Origin of the sequence: Mesorhizobium sp. B2-7-1 (genome assembly GCF_006440735.1) — a bacterium.
In the GTDB taxonomy this organism is placed as follows: domain Bacteria; phylum Pseudomonadota; class Alphaproteobacteria; order Rhizobiales; family Rhizobiaceae; genus Mesorhizobium.
Window position 1 is genome coordinate 38434 of record NZ_VFUA01000044.1, and the last position, 8797, is coordinate 47230.

The 8797-nt window shown below is 64.9% G+C and carries 12 protein-coding genes; 7 read left to right on the forward strand and 5 right to left on the reverse strand.

Annotated elements, in window-relative coordinates:
- Positions 1-235 precede the first annotated feature (235 nt).
- From FJ471_RS17765 to FJ471_RS17780, 4 genes are all read left to right on the forward strand, one after another.
- Positions 236-1090: an ABC transporter ATP-binding protein gene (locus FJ471_RS17765; protein ID WP_140805247.1), complete on the forward strand. Its 855-nt coding sequence runs from the start codon at positions 236-238 to the stop codon at positions 1088-1090.
- A gap of 13 nt (positions 1091-1103) precedes the next feature.
- Positions 1104-1979: an ABC transporter permease gene (locus tag FJ471_RS17770; RefSeq protein WP_140805249.1), complete on the forward strand. Its 876-nt coding sequence runs from the start codon at positions 1104-1106 to the stop codon at positions 1977-1979.
- A 96-nt stretch (positions 1980-2075) separates the two neighbouring features.
- Positions 2076-2366, forward strand: coding sequence for a type II toxin-antitoxin system ParD family antitoxin (locus FJ471_RS17775; protein WP_140805251.1), 291 nt, complete (start codon positions 2076-2078; stop codon positions 2364-2366).
- Positions 2359-2664, forward strand: coding sequence for a type II toxin-antitoxin system RelE/ParE family toxin (locus FJ471_RS17780; protein WP_246684756.1), 306 nt, complete (start codon positions 2359-2361; stop codon positions 2662-2664). The genes FJ471_RS17775 and FJ471_RS17780 overlap by 8 nt, the downstream gene beginning before the upstream one ends.
- Positions 2665-2684: 20 nt before the next feature.
- On the opposite strand, the gene FJ471_RS17785 is transcribed toward FJ471_RS17780, so the two are convergent.
- Entirely contained in the window at positions 2685-4037 is a 1353-nt protein-coding gene (locus tag FJ471_RS17785; RefSeq protein ID WP_140805278.1) for a sensor histidine kinase, read from the reverse strand.
- Positions 4037-4714 (reverse strand): response regulator, encoded by a 678-nt coding sequence (locus tag FJ471_RS17790; RefSeq protein WP_140805253.1) that lies wholly within the window; start codon positions 4712-4714, stop codon positions 4037-4039. Before FJ471_RS17790 ends, FJ471_RS17785 begins: the two co-directional genes overlap by 1 nt.
- Before the next feature lie 483 nt (positions 4715-5197).
- Between FJ471_RS17790 and FJ471_RS17795 the strand changes: the two genes are divergently transcribed.
- The 3 genes from FJ471_RS17795 to FJ471_RS17805 all read left to right on the forward strand — a co-directional run bounded on the left by FJ471_RS17795 (position 5198) and on the right by FJ471_RS17805 (position 6219).
- The gene (locus tag FJ471_RS17795) at positions 5198-5431 is read left to right on the forward strand and encodes a DUF680 domain-containing protein (protein ID WP_140805255.1); all 234 of its coding nucleotides are present in this window, start codon (positions 5198-5200) and stop codon (positions 5429-5431) included.
- A 57-nt stretch (positions 5432-5488) separates the two neighbouring features.
- On the forward strand, positions 5489-5695 hold the full coding sequence (locus FJ471_RS17800) for a DUF680 domain-containing protein (protein WP_140805257.1): 207 nt from the start codon (positions 5489-5491) through the stop codon (positions 5693-5695).
- A 281-nt stretch (positions 5696-5976) separates the two neighbouring features.
- Positions 5977-6219, forward strand: coding sequence for a DUF680 domain-containing protein (locus FJ471_RS17805; protein WP_140805259.1), 243 nt, complete (start codon positions 5977-5979; stop codon positions 6217-6219).
- A gap of 106 nt (positions 6220-6325) precedes the next feature.
- On the opposite strand, the gene FJ471_RS17810 is transcribed toward FJ471_RS17805, so the two are convergent.
- The 3 genes from FJ471_RS17810 to purM are packed head-to-tail and all read right to left on the reverse strand — an operon-like array spanning position 6326 to position 8633.
- A complete protein-coding gene (locus FJ471_RS17810; RefSeq protein WP_140805261.1) occupies positions 6326-6841 on the reverse strand; it encodes a histidine phosphatase family protein in 516 nt (171 codons plus the stop codon).
- 8 nt (positions 6842-6849) lie between these two features.
- The gene (gene purN / locus FJ471_RS17815; RefSeq protein ID WP_140805263.1) at positions 6850-7557 is read right to left on the reverse strand and encodes a phosphoribosylglycinamide formyltransferase; all 708 of its coding nucleotides are present in this window, start codon (positions 7555-7557) and stop codon (positions 6850-6852) included.
- The gene (gene purM / locus FJ471_RS17820; protein ID WP_140805265.1) at positions 7554-8633 is read right to left on the reverse strand and encodes a phosphoribosylformylglycinamidine cyclo-ligase; all 1080 of its coding nucleotides are present in this window, start codon (positions 8631-8633) and stop codon (positions 7554-7556) included. Before purM ends, purN begins: the two co-directional genes overlap by 4 nt.
- Positions 8634-8797 lie beyond the last annotated feature (164 nt).

Consider the following 8797-nt stretch of genomic DNA (forward strand, 5'->3'; position numbering starts at 1 on the left):
TCGGTCCGCCTCGGAGCAATTCCAGGAAAAGTGTGAAACGGTTTTCCGTCCGGAATTGCGTCAAGCAAAGAGATAGAGCGGTTTGGCGTGAAACGGCGACCCGCTCTTGAAAAACAGGAACTTGCGCCGGCCGGCTGAATCAATTCGCCAGCGGCGCCTTTCGGGATGCCGAGCCGCGTCAGGCCCGTGAGCTTGAGCCGCCGGCATGCTTGCGCCACCACAACAGGAGTGTGCCATGCAATCGCAGACCATGGCGGCGGAGAAATTGTCTCCCGCCGCGCCGCCGGCCGACGCCGCGATCGCCATCGAAGATGTGACGCTGCGGTTCGTCACACCGGACGGTCACATGATGACGGCGATCCGCGACTTCACCATGACGGTGGCGCGCGGCGAATTCGCTTGTGTCGTGGGGCCGACCGGCTGCGGCAAGTCGACGACGCTCAATCTCGTCACCGGCCTGCTTAGGCCCACCACCGGCAATGTCCGCGTCATGGGCAATCCGGTCACCGACATCAGCCGCGATATCGGTTTCGTCTTCCAGGCCGACGCGCTGTTTCCCTGGCGCAGCGTCATCGACAATGTCGCCGCCGGTCCGCTCTTCCGTGGCACACCCAAGAAGGAGGCCTATGACAAGGCGCGCGACTGGATCGGCCGCGTCGGCCTTTCGCGTTTCGAAAAGCATTACCCGCACCAGCTGTCGGGCGGCATGCGCAAGCGTGTCGCGCTTGCCCAGACCTTCATCAATCAGCCCAAGATCCTGCTGATGGACGAGCCCTTCAGCGCGCTCGACATGCAGACGCGCACCGCGATGCAGGACGAACTGCTCGGCTTGTGGTCCGGGCTGAAATCCTCCGTCGTCTTCGTCACGCACGACCTCGAGGAAGCGGTGGCGCTGGCCGACAAGGTCTATGTGCTCACCGCTGGTCCGGGCACGGTGAAGAGCGTCTACCGCATCGACCTGCCGCGCCCACGCGTCATGGCCGACATCCGCTACGATCCGAAATTCATCGAGATCGCCAAGGTGATCTGGAACGATCTGCGCGAGGAAGTGCAGCTCGGCCAGAGCCGCGGCCTCCAGGCAAGCCATTGAGGGGAGACCTATCATGACCGCAATCTCTCCGACCGACCAGGCCGCCGCTCGCGCCACCTCAATCGTCGCCGCCGAAGCGCAGGCAAGGGCGCGGCTGCGCAAGCGCCATGCCCTGGTCATCGGGCTGCGTCTCGCGATCCTCGTCATCTTCCTTGGCCTTTGGGAGCTCTGTGCCGATTACAACATCATCGACCCGTTCTTCTTCTCCAGCCCGTCCGGCATCTGGGAGCAGATCTGGTCCTGGGTCACCGAGGGCACCTCGCAGGGACCGCTCTGGCTGCAGATCTATGTGACGCTGGAGGAAACCTTCCTCGGCTTTGTCATCGGCGCTGTTGGCGGTATCGTTGCGGGCATCATCCTCGGCCGCAACAAGCTGCTGGCGGATGTCTTTTCGATCTACATCAAGATCGCTAATTCCGTGCCGCGCGTGGTGCTCGGCTCGGTGTTCATCATCGCGCTCGGACTGGGCATGGCGTCCAAGGTGGCGCTGGCCGTGGTGATGGTGTTCTTCGTCGTCTTCGCCAACGCCTTCCAGGGCGTGCGCGAGGCCGACAGGGCGATGATCGCCAACGCGCAGATCCTCGGCGCCTCGCCGTTCCAGATCACCACCGCGGTCATCATCCCCTCGGCGATGAGCTGGATCCTCGCCAGCCTGCATGTCAGCTTCGGCTTCGCGCTGGTCGGCGCCGTGGTCGGCGAGTTCCTCGGCGCCAAGCAGGGCATGGGTCTGCTGATCTCGACCGCGCAAGGCGCCTTCAATGCCAACGGCGTCTTCGCCGCCATGATCATCCTGGCGGTGATGGCGCTGGTGGTGGAGTTCCTGATCACCCGCTTCGAGAATTACGTGGTGAAGTGGCGCCCGGCGCCGTTCAACGAGCAGGGGGCCTGAGTGGGCGCCGCACATCATATTGGTGTGCGGCTTCGCCAAGGTGTATGACAAAGTCATGCGCCGGTGCTATCTTAAGGGGCATCAAGGAGACGAGTCATGCGAAACTCTCAGCCCCTGACGATTACGCTACCGCTCGAAATGGCGCGGATGGTGAAAGACAAGGTTGCCTCGGGCGAATACGCCACCGAGAGCGAGGTCATCCGTGATGGCTTGCGCACACTTGCGGCGCGTGATGCGGCGGTTGAACGCTGGTTGCGCGAGGAGGTCGTGCCGACGATGGAGGATGCACGCGCCAATCCTGAGAAGCTGTTGACGGCCGAGCAGGTGCGCCGCAATCTCTCCGGGCACATCAACGCGATCACCGCCAAACCGCGCTCCGGTGCATGAAATACCAAGTCAGTTCCACGCTGCCGCCGAGCGAGACATTGCCGAACTGCTGGGCGAACTCGCGCCGAAGGCTGGCGTGGAAACCGACTTGCGCTTCGTCGGGCGCATTGTCGATTATTGCCTCGACTTTGAGACTTTTCCGGAACGCGGCACGCGCCATGATGAAATCGCTCCGAGTTTGCGCACGGTAGGATGGCGCCGACGCGCGACGATCGCGTTTGAAGTCGCCGGTGACAAAGCGATCATCTTGCGAATTCTCTATGCCGGCCGGACGCTCGAATTGCCGGACGAAGAGTAAAGGGCCGCCACTGGACCCGATCACGCCAGCGGCAACCGCACCTCGACCTTGAGCCCGCCCGCGGCGGCGTCGCTGAGCGTGACGCTGCCGCCGGCGTTCTCGACCACCTCGCGCACGATGGCGAGACCAAGGCCGCTGCCTTCCTCGGCCGAGCCGGCGAGGCGGTAGAAGCGCTCGAAGACGTGCTCCCGCTCTTCCGGCGGGATTCCCGGACCGGCATCGCTGACCGTGAGCTCGGCCTCGCCACCCGACGTTGCCAGTCTCACCGTGACGCTGCCGCCCGGTTTGGAATAGCGCAGCGCGTTGTCGACCAGGTTGACGATCATCTCGCGCAGCATCGTGCCGTCGCCGACCACCGTCACCGGTCCGTTCTCCTCGAGGCCGAGGTCGATGTCGCGGTTGATCGCCGCCGGCGCTTGCGCTTCCAGCACGTGGCGGGCGGCTTCGGTGAGATCGATCAAGTCGGCGCGCGGCCGCCGGCTGCCGGGTTCCGCCCTCGACAGGGTAAGCAGCTGTTCGGCCAGCCGCGCCAATTTGCCGGAACTCGTCTGCAAGGCGACCAGCGCCTCTTGGCGCCGGTCGGCAGCGGTTTCGCGCAAGGCATAGCTGGCCTGCGTCGACAACAGCGCCAGCGGCGTGCGCAACTGATGCGCGGCGTTGGCGATGAAACGCCGCTGCGCCGCCATCTGTGCCCGCACGCGCTCCATATAGGCGTTGAGCGCCTCGATCAGCGGCAGGATCTCGCTCTGCGCGCCTGAGACCGCGACCGGCTCGAGGTCGCTGCGGCTGCGCGAGCGCACCGCGTCGCGCAGCCGGATGAGCGGCGCCAGCCCGCGGCGCAAGCCAAGCAGCACGAACACGCCGGCAATAGCCACCAAGGCAAGCTGCTGGCCGAAGGCGCCGAGCCACAGCCGCTTCGCCATTGCACCATGGCCGGCAAGCGTGACGCCGACCGTGACCTTGATCGGCGAATCCGGGCCGGCGCCGATCACGACATGGCTGAGCGTCGCCAGGCGCAGCGGGTGATCGCGATAGGCAGCCTCGATGCTGCCGTGCTCCGGCGCCACGGGCAGGTCGGGATAGCCGGTCAGCAGCCGTCCGCCGGCAGTCTCGACGCGATAATAGACGCTGTCCCGGTCGCCGGTGTCGAACATCTCGATCGCCGCCGGCGGCACGGTCGCGTCGAGCGCGCCGTCGGCCATCGCCACCTGCTCGGCGATGGCGCGCGCCGAGCCAACCAGCATGCGGTCGGTGACGAGGTCCGCCGTCGCCAGCGCGTTGCGCTGGCTGGTCCACAGATTGATGGCGGCGAGCCCGGCAAGCGGCAGCACCACCCAGGCCAGCAATTGCAGGCGAAGGCTGCCGATCCTCATCATGGCGCCGGATCGTCGTGGCGCAACAGGTAGCCGAGGCCGCGCAAGGTGGCGATCTGGACGCGCGATCCCTCTAGCTTCTTGCGCAGCCGGTGCACGTAGATCTCGATGGCGCTGGGGTCGGCGTCGGTTTCGAAGTCGTAGATCGCGGTCGACAGCGCTGCCTTGCTAACCGTGCGGCCGGCCTTGACGACGAGCTGTTCCAGTACCGCGTGCTCGCGCGGCGTCAGCGACAGCGTCGCGCCGGCAAGCGAGAACAGGCGTGTGTTGGTGTCGAAGACGAGGTCGCCGCAGGCAATGACCGGCGCGGTGCGGTCGTTGGCGCGGCGCAGCTGCACGCGGATGCGCGCTTCCAGCTCCTCGATCTGGAAGGGTTTCGCCAGATAGTCGTCGGCGCCTTCGTTGAGGCCCTTGACCCGGCCGTCGAGGCTGGCATTGGCGGTGAGCACGATCACCGGCACCCGGTTGCCGCGCGCCCGCAGCCTTTTCAGCACCTCCATGCCGCCCATGCGGGGCAGGGCAAGGTCGAGGATGATCAAGGCGTGATCGCCGGCGGCCAAGGCATGCTCGACATCCTCGCCGTCATGCACGACGTCGACGACATAGCTCGCCTGGCGCAGCGTCTTGCTCAGCCAATCGGCCAGTTCGCGATTGTCCTCGACAAGCAGCAGCCGCATCGTTTGTCGCTGTTTCCTCCCAACGTCGCCGACCTTCGCCAAAGGGCGGCAGGCGGCGTCCAAATTGGTTCCCGAGGCAACCGATAGTATCGATCCGGGCGCAAGGCAAACGCGGTTTCCCGGTGGCCGCCATCCCGGTCGTCGCACCTGCCGAGCCACTTGCTCGGCGCGCAAGGTGATAAAACCGAACCGTTCGGTTCAATTAATGTTGACGGTTCGTGTAACCAGGGTGAACACCGGCAGCCCATATCAGGGTGCCATATCGCGCGACGATCATCGTAACCACTTGATATTAAACGATAAGAATGTGGCCACAGCGTCATTCACATGATTTCAAGATCGAACCGAACGGTTCGGTTCACAACTTTTCGTGATTGGAAATGGCAACAGGACCGACCCATTTCGGGGTGGTCCGAGCGACGCGAATTTCCATTACGGCACGCCACTAGACGGACACGACTTTTGAAATCTGGAGTACCTAAAATGAACAAGATTGCTTTTGCCGCCGCTGCTCTCCTCATTGCCACGGGCAGCGCTTTCGCCGGCAGCGACCATTACAACCCCAACGATGCCAGCCAGTCGGCCGTGACGGCCCCTGCGGGCAACGTCGATCGCACCGTCACCGGCTCGATCAGCAAGTTCGAACAGCGCTTCATCAAGAGTGCGTCCAACTCGAACCAGCAGGAATCCGGCCAGGGCCTCTGGGGCAACCACTAAGCTGGTTCCAGTCCTGACCAAAATCTGACCATCAACTTTGAATTTGGAGTAACTCAAATGACCAAGATCGCTCTTACCGCCGCCGCCCTGCTTGTCGCCACTGGCGCCGCTTTCGCTGGGTCCGACCACTACAACCCCAACGAAGCCAATCGCTCGGCCGCCTCGGTCGACACCTCGGTCACCGCTTCGATCAAGAAGTCGGACGCGAATGTCCAGAAGCCGGCGGCTCAGGCTCCTGCCCGGGATCTGTTCGGCAACCGCTGAACGGCCTGGTCTCCCAAGACTTCAAGCGGCGGGCTTGTCCCGCCGCTCTGTTTTTCTACAGCCGGCTACCGGCAACATGAATCAGTTCACAAGTATTTGTATCACAAGCATTTGTAATCGTTTGCCTTTCTCCGGGCGAAGTCGAAGCCGACGCTGCTGTGGCTGCTGAAAATAGCGACGCGCCGGGAATAAATCCCGGCCGCCACGGGTCTTGTCGGCAGCGGGGCCATTCCTCCCAAGGCCGCCGCCCCGACGAAACCGAACGAACAAGGAAAACTGACATGACCAGGATCGCTCTCACCACTGCAGCAATGCTTCTCGCGATGGGCTCCGCCTTCGCCGGCAGCGACCACTATGACCCCAACGATACCAACCGGCCGACTGTCGGCGTCGATAGCAGCCGCACTGCTTCGATCCGCAAGCATGAGGTTGCCAAGCAGGGCGATGTCGACACCTCGATGACGACCGGCTCGGCCGGCTCCAAGGCTTGGCCGGAGCCGGGCCAGGGCATCTGGGGCAACTGATTTTTTACGCCTCGGAATCTCAAAGGCGGCGGGCTTGCTCCGCCGCCTTTTGTTTTACGCCGCGAACAGCGCCAATCCCCGTGCGGAGGAGATCGGCGGTTTCACTCTAGGCCAAATCCTTTGGCCGAACGCAGTGCGTCAACCGCGCGCCGCGAAAGTCGAGGTCCACCCAATCTTCGTCCAGCGTGAACCGCGCGAGCGCCGCCGTCGGGAACTTCGCTTCGATTTCCTTGAACACGCTCTCGTCCGATCCGGCGCCAGCCAGCCGCAGCGCAAAATGCTGCAGGCCGGGATTGTGGCCGATCACCAGCAGGCTCGTCGCCTTGGCCTGCCGCACGCGCGCCAGGATGGCGCCGGCGGCCGCCTCGTAGAGCTCCTCGGCAAATTGCGCCGGCACATGCCTGGGAAGTTCGGCCGCGACCATCTGCCAGGTCTCGCGTGTGCGCAGCGCCGGCGAGACCAAGGCGAGGTCGGGCAGCCAGTCGCGCCGGGCAAGCTCCCGCCCCATCAGCGGCGCCGTCTTCAAGCCGCGCGGAGCCAGCGGTCGGTCGAAATCGGCGAGAGAAGAATCGTCCCAGCTCGACTTGGCGTGGCGCAGGATGAGCAGCTGTCTCACGGGCATTGACGCCTCTACGGCGTGATCCGCGCCAGCTGTTCGAGGTCGGTCTCCTCGCGCAGCGGGTCGGGCGCCATCACCAGGGAGGTGGCGTTCTCGGCGTCGTCGGCGAAGTGGGCAAGCACGGTGTGGCCCTTTTCCATGCGCGCCTTGCCTTCGGCGACGAGGCCCAGCGCCAGCGGGTAAAGCCGGTGCTCCACCTTCAGCACCCGCGCTGCTAAAGTGTCCTCATTGTCGCCGACCATCACCGGCACGGCGGCCTGCGCGATGATCGGGCCGTCGTCCATCTCGGGCGTGACGAAATGCACCGAGCAGCCATGGATGCGCACGCCCGCGCGGATCGCGCGCGCATGGGTGTCCAGGCCCTTGAACGCCGGCAGCAGGGCAGGGTGGATGTTGACCATGCGCCCCTGCCATTTCTCGACAAGGCCGCGGCCGAGGATCCGCATATAGCCGGCCAGCGCCACGATGTCGGCGCCGAAGCCGGTGAGCGCGGCATCGATCGCGGCGTCATAGGCATCTTTGCTCGGATGGTCGGCGCGCTGGACGACCTTGGTGGCGATGCCGCGCGACTGGGCGATGCCGAGGCCGGCGGCATTCGCGCGGTCGGAAATGACGCCGACGATTTCGGCGGGATAGCTCGGATCGGCGGCTGCGGCGATCAGCGCCGTCATGTTGGAGCCGCGTCCCGAGATCAGGACGACCGTGCGTTTCCTGCTCATAGGCCGATCGAGCCCCTGTAGATGACGCCGGCATCGCGCCGTGGCACGATGCGGCCGATCGGCGTCACCGTCTCGCCGGCTTCCTGCAGCACCGCCGCCACCTGCGCCGCCTGGCCGGAGGCGACGGCGAGGATCATGCCGATGCCGCAATTGAAGGTGCGCATCATTTCTTCCGGCGCGACGCCGCCGGTCTTGGCGAGCCACGAGAACACCGGCGGCACGTCGATCGCCTCGAGGTCGAGCTCGGCGGAAAAATCCTTCGGCAGCACGCGCGGGATGTTTTCCGGGAAACCGCCGCCGGTGATGTGGGCCAGCGCCTTGATGCCATGCGTGTTGCGGATGGCCTTCAGGATCGACTTCACATAGATGCGCGTCGGCTCCAGCAGCGCCTCGGCGAGGCTGAGCTCCTCGTTGAACGGCGCCGGATCGCTCCAGCCAAGCCCGCTGGCTGCCACGATGCGGCGTACCAGTGAGAAGCCGTTGGAGTGCAGGCCGGACGAGGCAAGGCCAAGCAGCACATCGCCCTCGACGATGTCGTCGGTCGGCAGCAACTGGCCACGTTCGGCCGCGCCCACGGCAAAGCCGGCAAGGTCGTAGTCCTTGTCGTGATACATGCCGGGCATCTCGGCTGTCTCGCCGCCGATCAGCGCGCAGCCGGCCTGCCGGCACCCTTGCGCGATGCCGCCGACGATCGAAGCGCCCTGATCCGGATCAAGCTTGCCGGTGGCGAAATAGTCGAGAAAGAACAGCGGCTCGGCGCCCTGCACGACGATGTCGTTGACGCACATGGCGACGAGGTCGATGCCGATCGTGTCGTGTTTCCCCGCGTCGATGGCGATCTTGAGCTTGGTGCCGACGCCGTCATTGGCCGCAACCAGCACCGGATCGGTGAAGCCGGCTGCCTTGAGGTCGAACAGCCCGCCGAAGCCGCCGATCTCGCCATCGGCGCCCGGCCGGCGCGTGGCGCGCACCAGCGGCTTGATCTTCTCGACCATCAGATTGCCGGCATCGATATCGACGCCCGCCTCGGCATAGGTGAGCCCGTTCTTGCGCTTGGCCGGATCGCCCTTGCTCATCTTCGGCTCGTCCCTGTTTCCATTGCGGGCTCTTCGCATGAATGGTTTCGGGGAGCAAGGATGACGCGCGGGTGAGGGAGTTTGTTCCCGAGGAAAGTGGGCGAAGCGTCGAAACTGCCAATCTCCCCCCTTGCGGGGGAGATGTCCGGCAGGACAGAGAGGGG